The following is an 18,092-nucleotide window of genomic DNA, read 5'->3' on the forward strand; positions in this document are numbered from 1 at the left end:
AAAGACCAGGCAGGACAAGCATGAGTGAACAAACCAAGGGCGAACTGGTATGCAACGCCAATGACATCCAGGTCAAGCAGGCGCTGCGCGTCCTGATCGATGACTATCCGGTAGCCATCGTGAGGGACTCGATGGGCGAGATCCATGCCGTCGGCGATACCTGCTCGCACGCGGACATCTCGCTGTCTGAAGGCGAGATTGAAGGCTGTGCGATTGAGTGCTGGGGCCACGGTTCCCAGTTCGACCTCCGCAGCGGACAGCCTCTTCAGCTGCCTGCCTACGACCCCGTTCCCGTTTTCGCAGTCACCATCGATGGTGACGACGTCTACGTGGACGTGACCAACGTTGTGAACGGTGCTTCGGTAGATAACTACTAAGCGCCCGGTATCACCAGACTTACGAACGGAAAAGAAAGAAGAGCATGTCTACTCTTGAGATCAAGGACCTGCACGTCAGCATCGAGACGGAGCAGGGCACCAAGGAGATCCTGAAGGGCGTCAGCCTCACCATCAAGACCGGTGAAACGCACGCCATCATGGGCCCCAACGGCTCGGGCAAGTCCACCCTCGCGTCCACCATCGCCGGCCACCCGCGCTACACGGTGACCAGCGGTACCATCACTCTCGATGGCGAAAACGTCCTGGAAATGAGCGTTGATGAGCGCGCCCGTGCAGGCGTCTTCCTCGCCATGCAGTACCCGGTAGAGGTTCCCGGCGTCACCATGACGAACTTCCTGCGTACCGCCAAGACGGCGATCGACGGCGAAGCACCCGCCCTTCGTACGTGGACCAAGGACGTCAAGGCTGCCATGCAGCAGCTGCGCATCGACGCCGACTTCGCTCAGCGCAACGTCAACGAAGGCTTCTCCGGTGGCGAGAAGAAGCGCGTCGAGATCCTTCAGCTCGAGCTCTTCAAGCCGAAGTTCGCTGTTCTGGACGAGACCGACTCCGGCCTCGACGTCGACGCCCTCAAGGTAGTTTCCGAAGGCGTCAACCGCGCACACGCAGAGGGAAACATGGGCACGCTGCTCATCACCCACTACACCCGCATCCTGCGCTACATCAAGCCCGACTTCGTCCACGTTTTCGTCGACGGCAAGGTCGTTGAAGAGGGCGGCCCCGAACTGGCCGACCGTCTTGAAGAAGAGGGCTACGACCGCTACGCCGCAGGCGCAGGCGTTGCCGTTGCTCCTGCCGTACAGGCCTAGTTAGGATCATTCCATGACCGAAATCAACGCGGCGCGCACCAGCCTCGAGGACGTTGAGGAAGCGCTCAAGGACGTCATTGACCCGGAGCTCGGTGTCAACGTCGTGGACTTGGGCCTCCTCTATGGCCTGAAGTACTCAGATGAGGACGGCGCACTCCTGATCGACATGACACTGACGACGGCGGCTTGCCCGCTCACGGACGTGCTGGAAGAGCAGGTAGGCAAGTCCCTCGACGGAGTCGTGGACGAGTGGCGCCTGAACTGGGTATGGATGCCGCCATGGGGTCCCGAGCGGATCACCGACGACGGCAAGGACCAGATGCGGGCCCTCGGCTTTAACATCTGATTGGCAGTTTTCGCCCTCCAAGGGCAAAGAAATGGTTCCGGACCTGTGGTCCGGAACCATTTCTGCATTTAGCCGTTGGCTCAGGAAATAAACCGTCGCCACCGCAGCTATGGCGCCGCAACACCAAACGTGTCGCATTTGTTGATGTCGCCCGTGGCGTATCCCTGGTAGAACCACTTCTGCCGCTGCGCGCTTGAGCCATGGGTCCAGGACTCCGGCGAGACCCGACCTGTTGCTGCCTTCTGGATTCGGTCATCGCCGACGGCGGACGCAGCGGACAGCGCGTCCTGCAGGTCCTGCTCGGTGAGGGGGTCAAGGAACGGCTTGCCCGTTGCCGGGTCTTTCTGCGTGGTCGCATGGCGAACCCAGAGTCCTGCGTAACAGTCCGCCTGCAATTCAACCCGGACTGCACCGGACTCCGGCCCTTGGGGATCCTGTTGTGCCCGGTCAAGGTTGCCCAGGATGCTTTGGATGTGATGGCCGAATTCATGGGCCACCACATACTCCTGCGCCAGTGGCCCGCCTGATGAGCCAAAACGGGTCACGAGCTCATCGAAGAACCCGGGGTCGAAGTATGCCTTGGTATCCGCCGGGCAGTAGAACGGACCGACAGCCGTGGTAGCAGCACCACATCCGGTATTCGTCCCTTGCTCGAAGATGACTGTTCCGGGCCGGGAATACTGAACGTTGTACTGGGCGAGGTATTCGGGCCAAAAAGCATTAAGGCTGTTGACAGTGCCTGTGATCCGGCAGTCGAGTCGTTTGTCCGCATCAGCGCCCGTCTTGCACTCCTGTACACCGCCGCTTCCACCTTCGACGGCGGGTGGCTGGGTTCCGCCACCAGTAAGGTCGCCAAGGATGTTGGGGTTGATTCCGAAGAGGGCCAGAAGCAGCACGACGATGCCACCACCAATCCCGCCACCTATTTTCGTCCCGCGGCCCATGCCTCCGCCGCGTCGGTCTTCTACTTGGGATGGGTCTAGCTGCGCACCGTCATTGAAACTCATACAGTCAGAATAGACGTCACCATTGGTGCCGGAGGGCGAACACTGCCGTAAAATTGCGGGGATGCCTTTTCTGGACAAAATTGAGCTCTGGGCCGATGAGCGTCCCCACGACACCGCCGTCGTTGTGGGCCGCAGCCGGCTCAACTGGGCCGAGCTCCGCGACGCCGCGGCAAGCCTGCTTGGCCACGCGACGGCCACTACTGTGCTTGCCGAACCCAACTCCACTGACTTCGTCGCGAAGTTTACGGCGGCGGTGGCGGGGGAGCGCCGCTGTGCTGTGCTGGACCCACAGTGGCCTGCAGCAATGGTGGAGGAAGTGACGTCGCGCATCGTCGACTCCACCATCTCAACCGGCGTGGACCTTGTGGACGGGGATCCGTCCACAACCTTCCTGATTGGGCTTACCTCCGGCACGACTTCAGTGCCCAAGGCGTTCACACGGTCCCGCCGGTCGTGGCAGGTCTCGTTCGACGCTTCGATCGAGTTCTTTGGGCTCTCGCAGGACGATCGGACCCTGGCGGCAGGTCCCCTCTCCTCCAGCTTGAACCTCTACGCCCTGTCCGAATGCCTGTACGCGGGCTCCGCGTTTCACTCGCTGGAATCGTTCGACGTCGGTGACGCGCATGCAGCGATAAGCCACGACAACATCACAAGACTCGTGCTCACCCCGACCATGCTGCGTTTGCTCAGCGAACGTGGCTTGGCTGGAGACGTGGATGCTTCCGGCATCCGCAGCATCATCTGCGCGGGTTCCAAGCTGGATGGCCGTACGTTGGAAGCGGCGCGGCGCTGGGCCCCACATGCTGCCATCTTTGAGTACTACGGAGCCTCCGAATTGAGCTTCGTCTCCGGCACGCGGCTGGCTGCCGGGGAACCGCTCGACGTCGGGGGTACTGGGATTGGCCGGCCTTTTCCTGGTGTGGAATTGCGAATCCTGGACGACGCCGGCCAGATTCTGCCGGATGGGGAGCACGGCAACATCAGCGTCCGCAGTGGGATGGTGAGCAACGGCTACCTGTGGGGCGACGACGGCCAAGCCCTCCGCTGCTTGGACGGCTGGTACACAGTGGGGGACCAGGGCTATCTCGCCGACGGGATCCTGCACATTCTGGGACGTCGTTCGGACATGATCATCACGGCGGGGAAGAACGTGTACCCACACGAGGTGGAACTCGCCCTCGCTTCCGTTCCAGGCATCGAAGTTGCGGTAGCAGCCGGCGCTCCGGATGACATCCGCGGCCAAAAGGTGATTGCCGGCGTCGTTCCCGCTTATGGTGCCGTCACGGCGACGCAGCTCCGCACTGGCCTTGATGGCCTGCTCGCGCGGGACAAGTGGCCTCTGCAGTACTACGTCCTGTCCGAGTTACCGATTACGGATCGCGGTAAGGTCAGCCGGATGGTGCTGCTCGACTGGATCAAAAACCATGATGCCCGGGCGCGTCCCCTTGGGTAGCGGCGGCCCCTTGGGAAGCGGCCCTTCCATGCAGCAGGTCGACGAGTCCCGCCAGCCGGTCATCATCGCGGCGCTGCGGACTCCGATCTGCCGGGCAAACGGGCAGCTGAGGCAGCTCCGCGCCCCGGATCTCCTGGCACCGGTCATCCGTTCCCTCATCGAGCGGGCTGGCGTTGATCCAGCCGAGGTGAACGATGTCATCATGGGCAATGCTGTTGGTGGTGGCGGAAACGTGGCGCGCTTCGCCGCTCTCCAGGCCGGTTTGCCTGTCACGGTCCCGGGGCTCACCGTGGACCGGCAGTGTGGTTCCGGCTTGGATGCCATTGCGCTTGCGGCGCGCCTGGTTGGCGCCGGCGGCGACCCGCTCTATGTTGCCGGAGGGGTGGAAAGCATCAGTACGGCTCCAGCGCGGGCCAACAGGACCGACGACGGCGGACTGGACTTTTTCTCTCGGGCCGCCTTTGTGCCACCCCTGTTTGGTGATCCTGACATGGGTGTCGCTGCGGAAAATGTTGCCCGCGAGTTTGATATCAGCCGTGAGAGGCAGGATGAGTACGCACTCCGCAGCCATCGGCGCGCTCTTGAGGCCGCTGCAACGGGGAAGCTGGCAGGCGAAATCGTGGCACTTGAAAACGAGGGAACCATCGTCGAGGCCGACGACGGCCCCAAGCCTTCGTTGCGCGCCTCACTGATGTCGCGGTTCCCGGCAGTTTTCGTCCCCGACGGAACTGTCACGGCAGCGAACTCGTGTTTTGATGCCGACGCAGCTGCCGCCGTCGTCATAACTTCGCTGAAGCGCGCCCGGGAGATGGGCGCGGTGGACGGCTTGCTGGTTTTGGGTTGTGAGACCACAGGTGTGGATCCGGAGTTGCTGGGCATCGGGGCCGCACACGCCGCCGAGCAGTTGTTGGCTCAACATGGCGTGGCTGCAACCGACGTAGACCTCATCGAATTCAATGAAGCCTTTGCGTCCCAGACCATCGCTTGCCTTGATCATTTGGGTATCGATCCTGGAAAAGCCAATGCCGAGGGCGGGGCCTTGGCTTTTGGGCACGGTTACGGCGCTTCGGGGGCTGTTCTGGTGACGCGCTTGCTTACCCAGGCTCGCGGCCTCTCTGAAAATTCCGGGCTGGCGCCGCTGGGCTTAGCCATGATCAGTATCGCGGGGGGCATGGGCACCGCAGCCCTCATGCGCTACGCCCGGCTCCAGCCCAACTGACCAGCATTAGTGGTTGTTATGACGCCTGAAAACAACCACGAATGCCAGCTACTTGGGTTCGTCAGGTTCCCCGAGTCCGCGGGCGGCCAAGGCGTCGCCGGTTTGGCGTGCATAAGCGACCGTCGTGATAAAGACGGGGAGTACCAATGCCCTGGGATTGCGTTCAAGTCCGCGGGCGCGGGCGGCATCCCTTACGTCCGAAAAGGCTCCAGCAATGAAGGGGATACTCCTGAGCATCACGGCAATGGTGAGCGCGAAGCGCTCGGGATCGGCACCAAAGCGCTGGAACGGTTTGGCGAGGGAGACAACGCCGTCCAACAGGTCCTGGACGGGTGTGGTGGCGGTCAGAACCGAGGCTGCGACGACGCACACCAGGACGTTCAGGACGATGCGTGCAGCCGTGGGGGCACCTAATTGCCACCATTGGAACAATCCGATCACCACGAGGATGGGCGTCACCATCCATATGGCACGCATCAGACGGCGCAAACCGGCCCCGCTCAGCAGGAACAAGCCGCACATGATGGCGAAGACCAGCAGCGAAACTGCCCAGTCGACAATCAGGAAGGACGCGGTTCCGCACCCTGCAACCACCAGGAATTTCAGCCACAACGGGGTTCGGTGGATGGGCGAGTTGCCCGGCACATAGTTTGCTATCAGGAAGCCGTGGCCCCTCATAATTGGCCTCGTCCGGGGCGTTCGCCATGGCTCGGAACCTCACCAAAGCCCGGAACCTCACCAAAGCCCGGAACTTCGTCGAGCGCAGTTGCGCATAGCTCCCGGTACCGTGCAACACCTTCAGCCGCACCGCCGTCGAAGACTATCCGCCCCGACTCCACCACGAGGACACGATCCATCTCCAACGCAAGGTCGAGGTCGTGGGTGGACATGACGACTTGCTGCTCCAGGCCCGCCAAGGTGCGCCGCAACAGCTCGCGATTACGCAGGTCAAGGAGGGTGGATGGCTCGTCGAGGACCAACACCTTGGGATTGACGGCGAGGACTGCAGCCAAGGCGAGCAACTGACGCTCACCACCCGAGAGCTCATAGATGCTCTGGTCAGCCAGGGGCAGCAGGCCAAACCTGTCAAGCACTGCTTCCGCGTGCGCGGCTCGTTCGCGGGTGTTCTTGATGGAGCGGCGGAGGGAGAGCTCAACGTCTTCACGGCCGGTAGGCATCACCAATTGCGACAAGGGATCAGTGAAGACGAATCCGACGTTTGCACGAACCCGGCGCACGGCTTTAACTGTGTCATCGCCGTAGACGTCGACAGTTCCGTCGCTGGGCTCCACCAGCCCGTTCAACAGCCGCAATAACGTGGACTTTCCGGAGCCGTTGGCACCGATGACGCCGATACGCCGCTCGGTGAGGCTTAAGGAAACATCCTCCAGCAGGGTCTTGGACGTTCTGCTGCCGTCAATGGCTACACGAACCGAGACCCTGTTGAAGTTGATGGAGTTCATAGAGATATTGTTTCCGACTTTTGCGTGACGCAGGCTATTTGACCCTGCGGACCAGGACATCCGGGAAGGCCTTGTGAATAGCCACCGCAATGATCACGGCGAGGACATTCTTGATGATGTCCCCGGGGTAGAAGGCCAGATCGGCAATGAAGGCTTTGGTGAAGTCCAATTTGCCGTTGACCATCATGCCCAGGACGCCCAGGCCGTGGATGAGGAAGATGCTGCTGACCATGGCGGCAGCAAACAGCAGCAGGGAACGGCTCCGTACCGTCTTGCGGATAATCAACGCCGCCAGATAGCCCGTGGCAGCCGCGGCAAGGGGGAAAGCAATGATGTAGCCCGCGGATGGAGTAGCCAGGATGCCCAGTCCGCTGCGGCCCCCGCTGAAGATCGGCAGGCCAGCCAGGCCAAGGAGGACATAAAGCCCGACGGCGGCGAATCCCCGCCCGGCGCCAAGCACCAGACCGCTCAACATCACAGTGAGGGTCACCAAGGTGATGGGCACACCAAGGGCGCCAACCGGAATGCCGGGAACGATCGCGGACGCGGCCACAAGGGCTGCGAAGACGGCAATGAGGCCGAGGTCTGTGGCGGTCCATCGCTTGCGCGAAGAGTTGCGCTCCACAGAGGCGGAGGTGGTTTGGCTCATGACGGGTCCTATCAGGAAATGCTGTGGGTGCGAGGTTGAAGTTTGTTTCCCCCAACAGTGAGGATACGGAGCTTGGGAAGGGGCTTTTTTGGAGCCTCTCCACAACTGTGGACATTAATCCTGTGTGAAATGGCACAATCTGCCCTTCGGGCGACGTTATGTCCGGGGGAGGGCAGGCTGCCGGTAGACTTGAACAGGCTGTTCTCACGGCCGTCCCCGCCGCAACTACCGGGCCACCGGTCACGCAGGCGTTCCCCATTGAAAGGCATCACCCAAATTGATTACCGTCCAGGAACTCGAACTCCGCGCCGGCGCACGCCTGCTCATGGACAAGGTCAACTTCAGGGTGGACAAAGGCGACAAGATCGGCCTTGTCGGCCGCAACGGCGCGGGCAAGACCACTTTGACCCGCGTCCTCGCAGGCGAAGGCCTGCCGGCAGGCGGCAAAGTAACCCGTAGCGGTGAGATCGGCTATCTGCCCCAGGATCCCCGCACCCCGGACATGGAACAGCTCGCCCGTGATCGCATCCTTTCTGCCCGTGGCTTGGACGTGGTGGTGGGGAAGCTGAAGAAGGCACAGGACGAGATGGCCAGCGAGGATGACGCCATCCAGCGCAAAGCCATGAACCGCTACGACCGCTTGGAAACTGAGTTCCTGGCCGGCGGAGGATACGCCGCCGAAGCGGAGGCAGCCGCGATCTCCTCCAACCTTGCGCTCCCTGAACGCATCCTCAACCAGCCGCTGAAGACCCTCTCCGGTGGCCAGCGCCGTCGTGTTGAGCTCGCCCGCATTCTGTATTCCTCGGCAGAAACCCTGCTCCTCGACGAACCCACCAACCACCTCGACGCCGACTCCATCACGTGGCTGCGCGACTTCCTGAAAGACCACCAGGGCGGACTGATCGTGATCAGCCACGACGTCGAATTGCTGGAAGCCACTGTCAACAAGGTGTACCATCTTGACGCCAACAGGGCCCAGATCGACTACTACAACATGGGCTGGAAGCGCTATCTCCAGCAGCGCGAAACGGATGAACGAGCCCGCAAGCGCGAACGCGCCAATGCTGAAAAGAAAGCCCAGGTCCTCATCGACCAAGCCAACAAAATGCGTGCCAAGGCAACAAAAGCTGTCGCAGCGCAGAACATGGCAAAGCGTGCTGAACGTCTCCTCGGCGGCTTGGAAGCCGTCCGCGAAAACGATCGCGTCGCCGCCCTGCGCTTCCCGGATCCGTCCCCGTGCGGCAAGACCCCACTGACCGCCGAAGGGCTCAGCAAGTCCTACGGCTCACTGGAGATTTTCACTGACGTGGACCTGGCGATCGATCGCGGTTCCAAGGTGGTCATCCTTGGCCTCAATGGTGCCGGCAAGACTACCCTCCTGAGAATGCTTGCAGGCGTGGACAAGCCGGACACCGGCGACATCATCCCGGGACACGGATTGAAAGTGGGCTACTACGCCCAGGAACACGAAACCCTGGATCACGATCGCACGGTCCTTGAAAACATGCGTTCCTCCGCACCTGACATGAAGGACGCCGAGGTCCGCGGCATTCTGGGTTCGTTCCTGTTCTCAGGTGACGACGTCGAAAAGCCGGCGGGAGTTCTGTCCGGCGGTGAGAAGACCCGGCTGGCCCTCGCGACCATCGTTGCCTCCAGCGCCAACGTGCTGCTCCTCGACGAGCCCACCAACAACCTGGACCCAGCCAGCCGCGCGGAAATCCTCGGTGCGCTGAAGAACTACAGCGGCGCCGTCGTCATGGTCAGTCACGATGAAGGCGCCGTCTCAGCCCTGAATCCGGAACGCGTGGTGCTGCTGCCGGACGGTGTTGAAGATCACTGGAACGAGGACTACCTGGATCTGATTACGCTGGCTTAGTCCGCCTCGCCGTCCGCTGCGGCCCGTGCTTCGTTCCGCTGCGCGGCGCACAGCGCGTTGTGGTTGCGTTCCGCTTCGCGGCGCGCTCGATGTGCCGCTGCGCAACGTGCTGGGTTCCGCTGCGCACCCCGCCGGATTTGCCGCGTGCTCGCTCGTTCCTCGCTTGGACGCACGCTACACAAATCCACCGCGCTGCTCCACTCGTGAGTCAGTCGCCTTCGCGGGGGCTAGCGGACCTGCAACGGCTCAGCGTTCGTTATCCTTTGCAGCTGGTCGTAGGTGATGGAGAACATTGAATTGTGGTCTCCGGCGCCGGCCCACAGTAGTGGGTGTTCTTGCAGCGAGGTGTCCAGGATGGTTCTTATGCGTTGTGGGTGACCGATAGGCGCGACTCCGCCCACCTCCTGGCCGGTGTGTTTTAGTACGAAATCTGGCTTCGCGCGGCGGATCTTTTCGGTTCCCAGGAGTTTGGCTAACAATGTCGTATCTACCTTTGCGGCTCCGCTGGCGAGTATCAGCAAAGGTTTGCCGTCGAGTTCGAAGATCAGGCTGTTCGTAATGGCCGCAGCGTCACATCCAAGGACGGAGGCCGCGGCAGCAGCGGTGGGCACCTTGTCCTCGAAGATCCGGACCGTGTCCTCAGCGCCTGCCGCCGTAAGGGCCGACTTGACGTTGAGCACGGGGTCCGGGATCGCTTCAGTAACCTTGGGCATCCAGGATTGCGTCTTCCTCTTCTTCTGACGTGGGGCGCTTGTTCTTTCGGTTTACCGGCACGCGGCGCTTGGGTGGCCCGTTGGCAGCAATAACTTCCTCGGCGTCGTCTTCGTCCTCTTCAGCGTCGATGGCAGCGTTACGCGCCTGCTGCCTGGCTGCGTAGCCGAAACCAATGAACATCAGGACGCCGAAGGCAAACCACTGCAGGGAGTACGAGAGGTGCGTGCCCTCTTCCGTGGCTGGTTTGGGGAACGGCGTGGGCATGGGTTGGACTGCGGGATCTTCGCTGGCCAGCTGCCCATAGGCGCCCGTCGCGATGGGGTAGGGGAGTTCGCTTGCAAAGCTGGCCAGGTCAATGGATGGCAGTTGTCCATCCACCGCACCGCGGTCCAGCTTCGGTTCCGTTGGCTTGAGGCGGGCAACCACGGTCACTTCGCCCGCGGGAGGTGCCGGAACGACGTCGGGACGGCCCGGCGTGTTGTTGCCAATCGGCAACCAGCCGCGGTCGATAACCACCGCTTCGCCGGTGCTGAGGCGGAAAGGAACCACGACGTCGTAACCTGGCTGCCCGTTCAACGGACGGTTCCGTACAACGCGCTGGCCATTCAGGTCGTAACTACCCCGCAGTTCCACCTGGGTCCACTCCCGCTCGGGGTCCAGGGTGCGGAACTGGTCCTTGATCCCAGCGAAGGGGACAGGCGTCGCGGAGTAGTTGTTCACCACGCGGTTGATCTCAGCCAGCGTCTCTGCCCGCCGATCCATTTGCCAGCGGCCGAGGAACACGCATGCTGTGGCGAAGATAACCGCCAGAACGAAATAGCCCAGCCACTTGCTGGAGAAAAGGAAACGATACATTCAGCGGGCCTCGCCAACAGCAGCGTCATCTGCCTCGAAAGGGACGGTCTCTTTCCAGAGGCCCCGCGTTTGGAGGTAGTCCTCAAGCCACTCGCGATGCTCGTTGCACGAAAGCCAAACCTTCCGCCGTTCGGGGGTATGGATCCGGGGGTTATTCCACAGGAGTTGCCACGCCGCCCCCTCCCGGCATCCCTTACGGGAGCACAGGGCGGAGCCACTGGCGCGATCGGACTCCTGGCTGCCCAAACCGGCGCCGCCAAGGTTAAAGATGTTCATGAAGCCGCCCGTTCGTTGCCGGCGTCCCCGGCCTTCGGTGTATGAGTCGCGTCAGGCTCTGTTTCCTGACTTGGTGGATCATCGTCCACCACCTCGCCTTTTAGCACGGTGACGTTGTCCGTCGATTCCTCTTCGATGGGCAGCGAAGAGCCCTCGATTTCCGCTGTTCCCACGTAGTCCAGCAAGGAATCGCTGTGATCCTCGGCTTTGTCGCTGCCATTGGCAATGACCACGGCTATCCAGGGAAGGAACACGGCGCCGGCCACGGCGATTATTTTCAACCAGCCGTCCACCACGAAGATCAGGATGATGCAGACCATGCGAATACCCATCGCCACTGCGTACTTGATCATGCGCTCCCGCATGTCTTCCGAGTGGGCAGCCGCGGCATCGGTGATGCTGTGGACTTCGGGGTCGCCAGAGACGGCGTCCGGATCCCCGGGCACCTGCTGCAGGGGACTGTTTTCTCGTGTCACAACTGAATCATCACGCTCCAAAGGCTTCTCTCAATTCTCTCACCAAGGCGGTGGCCGCCCAAACCGCGGACAGGCCGGTTACCGGGCGGTTGGAGCACGTGCCCGATAAGATCGAGGCAGGAAATCCCCTCTTCACCGCAGCACACCCATGCCGCAGAACCTGGAGCGAAAGTATGTCTGAAGCAGTATCCACCGGCCGGAGCGTCCTCATCACCGGCGGCAACAGGGGCATCGGCCTGGCCATTGCCGAGTCCTTCCTCGCGAACGGTGACAAGGTGGCAGTGACCTATCGAAGCGAAACAGAACTGCCTGAAGGCATCCTGGGAGTCAAAGCCGATGTCACTGACGAAGCCTCGATCGATGCCGCCTTTAAGACAGTAGAAGAAGCGCACGGCCCGGTGGAGGTTTTGGTTGCCAACGCCGGCATCACCAAGGACACGCTGCTCCTGCGCATGAGTGAGGACGACTTCACCTCCGTGCTGGACACCAACCTCACCGGTGCGTTCCGCGTCATTAAGCGTGCTTCCAAGGGCATGATCCGTCTCCGCAAAGGCCGCGTGGTCCTCATCTCATCGGTCTCCGGGCTGTATGGCGCTCCGGGCCAGATCAACTACTCCGCCTCGAAGGCGGGCATGGTGGGCATCGCACGCTCGCTGACCCGCGAACTGGGCAGTCGGGGGATCACGGCCAACGTGGTTGCTCCGGGATTCATCAACACGGACATGACGGCAGAACTTCCCGAGGAAACCCAGAAGTCGTATCTGGCAAACGTGCCGGCAGGCCGTTTCGCCGAGGCTTCCGAGGTAGCCAATGTTGTGCGTTGGGTGGCCAGCGACGAGGCTGCCTACATTTCAGGGGCAGTGATTCCCGTTGACGGCGGTCTCGGGATGGGCCACTAAAGCGGCCCACTCCGAGGCAAACAGCAGGTTTTTGTCGCCAGCCGACAACGGGGGTCGAGTCGGTCGCTGGCATGATGGAACCCGGGACCACACATTTTTAGATGAAGTGAACAAAAGGAGCACGAATGGGAATGCTGGATAACAAGACCGCGATCGTCACGGGATCTTCGCGTGGCATCGGTGCTGAAGTCGCCAAGATCCTCGCGGGTGAGGGCGCCGCTGTGGTCGTCAACTACCGTCAGAAGGCACCGCGCGCCAACAAGGTCGTCGCTGAAATCCAGGCAGCGGGCGGCCGCGCTGCGGCCGTGGGTGCAGACCTCACCACCGACGAAGGCGTTCACACTCTTGCCAGCACCGCAATGGAGCAGTTCGGCTCGCTTGACGTGCTGGTGCTGAACGCATCCGGTGGCATGGAGTCCGGCATGGAGGAGGGCTACGCGCTCAAGCTAAACCGCGACGCCCAGATCAACATGCTCAATGCGGCTGTGCCGCTCATGCGCGAAGGCTCGCGCGTCGTCTTCGTCACCAGCCACCAGGCGCATTTCGTGGAGACCGTTCCCACCATGCCTGAATACGAGCCGGTAGCAAAGAGCAAGCGCGCCGGTGAGGACGCACTGCGCGCACTCCTGCCCGACCTTGCCGACAAAGGCATCTCGCTGGTGGTTGTTTCCGGTGACATGATCGAGGGCACTGTGACGGCCACCCTGCTTGACCGCTCCAACCCGGGCGCCATCGAGGCCCGCCGCGCAGAAGCAGGCAAGTTGTATTCCGTTGAAGAATTTGCGGCAGAGGTCGCCAAGATGGTGACGGCCGACGTCGAAACCGGCCACACCGAATACGTGGGTGGAGCAGACTACTTCGGCAAATCCGCCGAGTAGGCACCCTGGCAGAATTAGTTGTGGCCCGGACACGCGTCCGGGCCACAACTGTTTAACCGTCCAGATGCCAATCAAAGTGGACCATGACAATTTGATAAATTGTTCAGTTTCCTGCAACACGAAATACTAAAAGTTGTTTCAAGTTCCCGCTTTTGCATTTGGGGAATCTATCTGATTGAATCTGCAAGGCGTCGTCGTCCCTAAATGCAAGCAAACTGTATTAAGCCAAGGTAGGAACTTTATGGCAGTGTCCAGGGTCGAGCCCACTACTGTGAACTAGGAGCATCTTTGGACCTGTTACTGCACGCTGATGATATTCATGCGTCCTACGATCAAAGGCGCATCCTCAAGGGCGTTGAGCTTTCCCTCCACCGCGGCGAGATCCTGGGACTAATCGGGACCAATGGTGCGGGCAAAACCACTCTCATGGGCGTATTGGCAGGATCCCATAAGCACGATGACGGGCATATCATGCTGGCTGGCGAGAAATACGGACCGGATTCCATGGAGGAAGCCCAGGCTTGCGGCGTCGGCCTCATCCCGCAAAACTTCCGCCTCGACCCTGAACTGTCCGTCGCCAAGGCCATTTTTCGCGGAACTTTTCAAGCTGACAAATCCCATGATGAACTCCGGATTCAGGCAGTTAAACTCATCAAGGACATCGGGATCACCTTGGATCCGGACGTGAAAGTGGGCACGCTGATCCGTGCCGAGCAGACACTCGTGGAAGTTCTGAGAATGGTGGCCGAAGAAGCCCAACTCGTCATCATGGACGAAGTTGCTGCGTCGCTACCGGATCATGACGTCGCCGTCCTGCATCAAGTTTTGCGGATGCTCGTCGGGCAGGGGCGTGCGATCATCTACATCACCCATCGCCTTGATGAAGTCCGCTCCATAGCCCACCGCATCGCCGTCATGCGGGACGGCAAGGTCCACAAAATCCTGGAAGCCAGCCGGACAGACGTCGACGAGCTCGCTTTCCTCTTGCTTCAGCACAAGCTGGCCAACACCTCCAGACCCAATGATCCGGCACCCGGAGATGAAGCTATGCGGGTGGTTGAGCTCACTGTGGAAGACAGTATCCGCGATATTTCCTTCAGCGTATCCAAAGGTGAGATTTTCGGGTTGGCGGGAACACATCGCTCAGGCATATATCAATTGCTTGAAGCGCTTGTGGGTATTCACCCGAGTACCTCGGGCCAGATTTTCATGCAAGGAAAACCTGTACAGATCCGAGGGCTGCAGGATGCACTGCGTTTGAAGATCGGTTACTTGTCAGACACCGCAGACACCCTGGAATCGGCAAGTGGAATCGTTGAAGGCCTTCAGCGCAGTGACGATACGGCCGGGTCCAATTTACAGGATGAAATCACACAGCTTCGTGGCGTGATCGAACTGGTTCGCCGTATGCGCATCAACACGACAAACATCCATGGCGCCATCACCACTCTTTCGGGTGGCGATCGCCAGAAGGTGCAGCTTGCCAAGTGGATGACGAGCGACTGCGATGTGTTGATCCTTAGCCACCCCAGCCGCGGTATAGATGTTGGGGCCAAAGAGACGGTGTACAGGATGCTCCAGGAGCTCAGCCGAACCGGGGTCGCGATCATCCTGTTGTCGTCGGATTTGTCGGAACTGGTCAGCTGGTGCCATCGGATTGGTGTGATGCGCAACGGCGAAATGGTAGCCATAGAGGCTAATGCCAATACCAACGAAGACGCCCTGGTACACCATATGCTGGGCGAGAAGTTCACGTCCGGCAGTGGGGAAGCCCGTCGCGTGAAGAGTTGACTGCAGTTGCCTTCCTGACGTGAAACCGAAAGGGGCGACCGCGAATGTGCGGCCGCCCCTTTCGCTCTTACGGGGAAGATCAGATGGTAATTCCCTTGGCAAGATTGCTGAGCTTGTGGCGCGCCAATGCAAGGTTTGCGTAGGTGCGGTCAAGCACCAAGTAGACAAACAGGCCCTTGGAACCGCCTGAGTTAAGAACGTTGATCAGGTGGTACTGCGAACCCAGGGTGATGAGGATGTCTTCGATATCGCTATCCACGTGCAGGTCGGCCATGGTGCGGAGTTTTGCACTGACAACATTCGAGTTACCGGCAGCGGCCACTCCCAGGTCAAAGCCAGGACTTCCGCCCTGGGCCAAAGCCATTCCGCTGGAGTAGTCCACGACGGCCGCGCCTGTTGCGCCCTCGATGGACAGCAACTGCTTTATGGATTCGTCAAGCGTGCTCATATTTTGTTCTTCCTTTTCTTTTTTATCATCACCGATATGTGTGAAGTAGACTGCCCCGGGCTCCTGGTACACCGGTGCATTACGAAGTGATTCATCCTCATGGGCATGCACTTCAGCAGGAACATGCTTTTCCCGGCGTTGCCACCATCTTCGTGCGTGCCGCGAACGATTCACTTTCTGCCCCTGCTGGTCTTAATCCCGGGCCGCCTAATGCATCACGACTCCGTCTTGGAATTTCCAACAATACACATTAAGAAGCCACCGGAACGCACTGTCTCAAGAAGCGAACCAGTTAGTGACAATCGCATAAATTATTCCAAAGTTGGCGTCACGAAATGGGACCCCGGGCTTCCGAGGCGCTTCTGTGCAGCGCCTTTCGATTAATGAAAGCGACGTTAATAATGTGGTCTCCTCCAGCTTCCGTCGTATTTTGGAAGATCACTTGATACGGAGTATGCCGAATCAATAGGGCTATCCCGTCAGGAGCCCTGTCAGGCGTTTTGGACGCATGGGCGAGCATGTCCCGGAAACCCGGGTGGTTTTCCACGTGCCCACGGATCCCGGATTGATCAAAAGACGCCAGGGTAGACAACCACACAGTTCCATCTGCCTCGACAACTCCGTGGGCCGGGTACACCACGTGGCCGGTTTCGGTGGCGAAGCCGAAGTCTGTTGGGAAGATCTTGAACCGCCCACACCAAGCGATGAAGTGCTTCCTCAGCACACCGTCAGGATCAGCTGAAACAACAGATCTGAAAAGAGTTTCATGCTCCGGCAACGCATCTCCTTCGGATGGGCAAGCCGATGTTCGCTCACCGGCAAGGGTCACATCTGATGAGTGTCCTGAAAGCGCCAATCGTTTCGCTGAAAACCCTGTGAAATGCGCAACATGAACCCTGTGGTCCCGCTACTCGAATGGTGGAGGTCCCTGGGCAATTGCCCGGGGCACCATCAATCGAAGGGACAAGTGTGATAAATCAACGCGCATCACGGCACTGGCGAGCGGCCAGTGCCACCTTGGTCGGGGCGGTGCTGACTGTGTCACTTTCCGTTGCCCCAGCTTCGGCAGCACCCGTGATTGACAGTGACCAAACCGGTTCCATCACTGTTCACAAATTCGAGAAGCCGATCCCTGAAGGCGGCGGGAACAACGGTGGCGGCGGACACGGTGGCGGCGGACACGGTGGCGGCGGCAGTAATGGCAGCGGGAACGGTGGCAGCGGCAACAACCTTTCCCGCGTCGTTCCGGACACCACCGCGCTGACGCCCCTGGCTGGGATTGAGTTCACGATCCAGCAGGTCAACACCATTGATCTGTCCACCAATGCGGGCTGGGACGCGGCACACAACCTCAGCGGCGTCTTCGCGTCGTCTGACCCCCCCGGTTCCATCACAGGCGCTGGATACACGTTGGGTGCTGGCCAGGCCCAGGTCACTGCTGCTGATGGCACTACCGTCTTCGCTAACTTGCCGATCGGCCTGTATCTGGTGACGGAGACCAACTATCCGGCCGGTGTCACCCCATCGGCCCCGTTCCTTATCTCGGTGCCACTAACCGATCCGGACAACCAGGACAACTGGATCTATGACGTCGACGTATACCCGAAGAACTCTGTTTCGGGTGCGGAGAAGATCGTCACTGATGCTCCCGACGTCAAGCTCGGCGACCAGGTCGATTGGACGATCACAGCTGATATCCCGAACGAGGCCGTGATTGACGGTTACAAGGTGGTGGATCAGCTCGACACCAAACTGACCTACGTCGGTGCCACCGCCCAGTTGGAGGATGGTACGCCACTTATCGAAGGTACGGATTACGTTGTGGGCTTCGACGCCACAACCAACACCGTCTCGGTGGTCTTCACCGATGACGGGCGTGCCTTGCTGGCAGCCCGCACCCAAACCCGTGTTCAGGTCATGGTGAGCACCAAGGTCAACACCATCGGGGAGATCGAAAACGAAGCACTCGTCTACCCGAACGCTGCGAGCTTCAACATCACCCCCGGCCAGCCGGGAGGGCCAATCGTAACGCCGCCTGTCGCTACCAAATGGGGCGGGATGACGTTGCAGAAGGTGGACGAGAATGCTGCCGCCCTGGCCGGCGCTTCTTTCTCGGTCTACACCAATGAGGCTGATGCCAAGGCAGGCACCAACCCTGTGGATATTGAAGGCCAAAGCGTCTTCACCGTTGCCGGCGATGGAACGTTGACCATTTCAGGCCTGCGCTACTCGGATTGGGCCAACGGTGCGGCCGTTGCCCCTGGGGACGCGGACTACCGCACCTACTACCTGGTGGAGACCACAGCGCCGACAGGGTACGAACTGCTCGCCGAGCCTGTGTCCTTCCTGATCAACTCCACCACCACAGCCGTCGGTATTGACCTGAGCGTGAAGAACATCCCGTCCAACAACGGCTTTGAACTGCCGCTGACTGGCGGCGTGGGAACCGGCATTCTTTACGCAGCCGGTGCTCTGCTGGTCATTGGTGCCGGCCTGTTGTTCGTCCGCAACCGCAGGGCGGGTAGGAACAGCTAA

The 18,092-nt window shown here is 60.5% G+C and carries 20 protein-coding genes; 10 read left to right on the top strand and 10 right to left on the bottom strand.

The genetic code is table 11. From position 1 onward, the window contains the following. Window positions 1-20: 20 nt before the first annotated feature. The 3 genes from VUN82_14310 to VUN82_14320 are packed head-to-tail and all read left to right on the top strand — an operon-like array spanning window position 21 to window position 1,553. Window positions 21-377, top strand: coding sequence for a non-heme iron oxygenase ferredoxin subunit (locus VUN82_14310; protein XAS70290.1), 357 nt, complete (start codon window positions 21-23; stop codon window positions 375-377). A 44-nt stretch (window positions 378-421) separates the two neighbouring features. Continuing rightward, the gene (gene sufC, locus VUN82_14315) at window positions 422-1,207 is read left to right on the top strand and encodes a Fe-S cluster assembly ATPase SufC (GenBank protein ID XAS70291.1); all 786 of its coding nucleotides are present in this window, start codon (window positions 422-424) and stop codon (window positions 1,205-1,207) included. A gap of 13 nt (window positions 1,208-1,220) precedes the next feature. Beyond that, window positions 1,221-1,553 (top strand): metal-sulfur cluster assembly factor, encoded by a 333-nt coding sequence (locus VUN82_14320; protein ID XAS70292.1) that lies wholly within the window; start codon window positions 1,221-1,223, stop codon window positions 1,551-1,553. Window positions 1,554-1,660: 107 nt separating this feature from the next. On the opposite strand, the gene VUN82_14325 is transcribed toward VUN82_14320, so the two are convergent. Beyond that, window positions 1,661-2,560 (bottom strand): neutral zinc metallopeptidase, encoded by a 900-nt coding sequence (locus tag VUN82_14325; GenBank protein XAS70293.1) that lies wholly within the window; start codon window positions 2,558-2,560, stop codon window positions 1,661-1,663. A gap of 61 nt (window positions 2,561-2,621) precedes the next feature. Between VUN82_14325 and VUN82_14330 the strand changes: the two genes are divergently transcribed. Next, window positions 2,622-4,013, top strand: a complete 1,392-nt coding sequence (locus VUN82_14330) for an AMP-binding protein (GenBank protein ID XAS70294.1) — start codon at window positions 2,622-2,624, stop codon at window positions 4,011-4,013. Window positions 4,014-4,041: 28 nt separating this feature from the next. After that, window positions 4,042-5,232, top strand: coding sequence for a thiolase family protein (locus tag VUN82_14335; GenBank protein XAS70295.1), 1,191 nt, complete (start codon window positions 4,042-4,044; stop codon window positions 5,230-5,232). A gap of 48 nt (window positions 5,233-5,280) precedes the next feature. Here the strand turns inward: VUN82_14335 and VUN82_14340 are convergent, their stop codons facing one another. From VUN82_14340 to VUN82_14350, 3 genes are read right to left on the bottom strand one after another with little or no spacing between them, the layout of a single operon-like run. Further along, complete coding sequence (locus VUN82_14340) at window positions 5,281-5,910, bottom strand: energy-coupling factor transporter transmembrane protein EcfT (protein XAS70296.1); 630 nt, start codon at window positions 5,908-5,910, stop codon at window positions 5,281-5,283. Continuing rightward, window positions 5,907-6,695: an ABC transporter ATP-binding protein gene (locus VUN82_14345; protein ID XAS70297.1), complete on the bottom strand. Its 789-nt coding sequence runs from the start codon at window positions 6,693-6,695 to the stop codon at window positions 5,907-5,909. The genes VUN82_14340 and VUN82_14345 overlap by 4 nt, the downstream gene beginning before the upstream one ends. 34 nt (window positions 6,696-6,729) lie before the next feature. Continuing rightward, entirely contained in the window at window positions 6,730-7,344 is a 615-nt protein-coding gene (locus VUN82_14350; GenBank protein ID XAS70298.1) for a biotin transporter BioY, read from the bottom strand. A gap of 277 nt (window positions 7,345-7,621) precedes the next feature. On the opposite strand from VUN82_14350, the gene VUN82_14355 reads away from it, so the two are divergent. Continuing rightward, window positions 7,622-9,220 carry an ABC-F family ATP-binding cassette domain-containing protein gene (locus VUN82_14355; GenBank protein ID XAS70299.1) on the top strand — a complete coding sequence of 533 codons (1,599 nt, stop codon included), beginning with the start codon at window positions 7,622-7,624 and terminating at the stop codon, window positions 9,218-9,220. Window positions 9,221-9,447: 227 nt separating this feature from the next. On the opposite strand, the gene VUN82_14360 is transcribed toward VUN82_14355, so the two are convergent. From VUN82_14360 to VUN82_14375, 4 genes are read right to left on the bottom strand one after another with little or no spacing between them, the layout of a single operon-like run. Beyond that, on the bottom strand, window positions 9,448-9,933 hold the full coding sequence (locus VUN82_14360; GenBank protein XAS70300.1) for a YbaK/EbsC family protein: 486 nt from the start codon (window positions 9,931-9,933) through the stop codon (window positions 9,448-9,450). Further along, window positions 9,917-10,789 carry an SURF1 family protein gene (locus tag VUN82_14365; protein ID XAS70301.1) on the bottom strand — a complete coding sequence of 291 codons (873 nt, stop codon included), beginning with the start codon at window positions 10,787-10,789 and terminating at the stop codon, window positions 9,917-9,919. The genes VUN82_14360 and VUN82_14365 overlap by 17 nt, the downstream gene beginning before the upstream one ends. Beyond that, window positions 10,790-11,065, bottom strand: a complete 276-nt coding sequence (locus VUN82_14370; GenBank protein XAS70302.1) for a hypothetical protein — start codon at window positions 11,063-11,065, stop codon at window positions 10,790-10,792. Beyond that, on the bottom strand, window positions 11,062-11,562 hold the full coding sequence (locus tag VUN82_14375; protein ID XAS70303.1) for a DUF3099 domain-containing protein: 501 nt from the start codon (window positions 11,560-11,562) through the stop codon (window positions 11,062-11,064). The genes VUN82_14370 and VUN82_14375 overlap by 4 nt, the downstream gene beginning before the upstream one ends. 152 nt (window positions 11,563-11,714) lie before the next feature. Here VUN82_14375 and VUN82_14380 point away from each other — a divergent pair, with 152 nt between their 5' ends. The 3 genes from VUN82_14380 (at window position 11,715) to VUN82_14390 (ending at window position 15,109) form a co-directional block, all read left to right on the top strand. After that, window positions 11,715-12,440, top strand: coding sequence for a beta-ketoacyl-ACP reductase (locus VUN82_14380; GenBank protein ID XAS70304.1), 726 nt, complete (start codon window positions 11,715-11,717; stop codon window positions 12,438-12,440). A gap of 125 nt (window positions 12,441-12,565) precedes the next feature. After that, a complete protein-coding gene (locus tag VUN82_14385; GenBank protein ID XAS70305.1) occupies window positions 12,566-13,318 on the top strand; it encodes an SDR family oxidoreductase in 753 nt (250 codons plus the stop codon). A gap of 288 nt (window positions 13,319-13,606) precedes the next feature. Continuing rightward, entirely contained in the window at window positions 13,607-15,109 is a 1,503-nt protein-coding gene (locus VUN82_14390) for a sugar ABC transporter ATP-binding protein (protein XAS70306.1), read from the top strand. 79 nt (window positions 15,110-15,188) lie between these two features. Here the strand turns inward: VUN82_14390 and VUN82_14395 are convergent, their stop codons facing one another. Together VUN82_14395 and VUN82_14400 are read right to left on the bottom strand one after the other, a co-directional pair. Further along, on the bottom strand, window positions 15,189-15,557 hold the full coding sequence (locus VUN82_14395; GenBank protein ID XAS70307.1) for a hypothetical protein: 369 nt from the start codon (window positions 15,555-15,557) through the stop codon (window positions 15,189-15,191). A 328-nt stretch (window positions 15,558-15,885) separates the two neighbouring features. Next, entirely contained in the window at window positions 15,886-16,335 is a 450-nt protein-coding gene (locus VUN82_14400) for a hypothetical protein (protein XAS70308.1), read from the bottom strand. A 296-nt stretch (window positions 16,336-16,631) separates the two neighbouring features. Here VUN82_14400 and VUN82_14405 point away from each other — a divergent pair, with 296 nt between their 5' ends. Beyond that, entirely contained in the window at window positions 16,632-18,092 is a 1,461-nt protein-coding gene (locus VUN82_14405; protein XAS70309.1) for a SpaH/EbpB family LPXTG-anchored major pilin, read from the top strand.

It is taken from the genome of Micrococcaceae bacterium Sec5.1 (genome assembly GCA_039636795.1).
Lineage (GTDB): Bacteria > Actinomycetota > Actinomycetes > Actinomycetales > Micrococcaceae > Arthrobacter.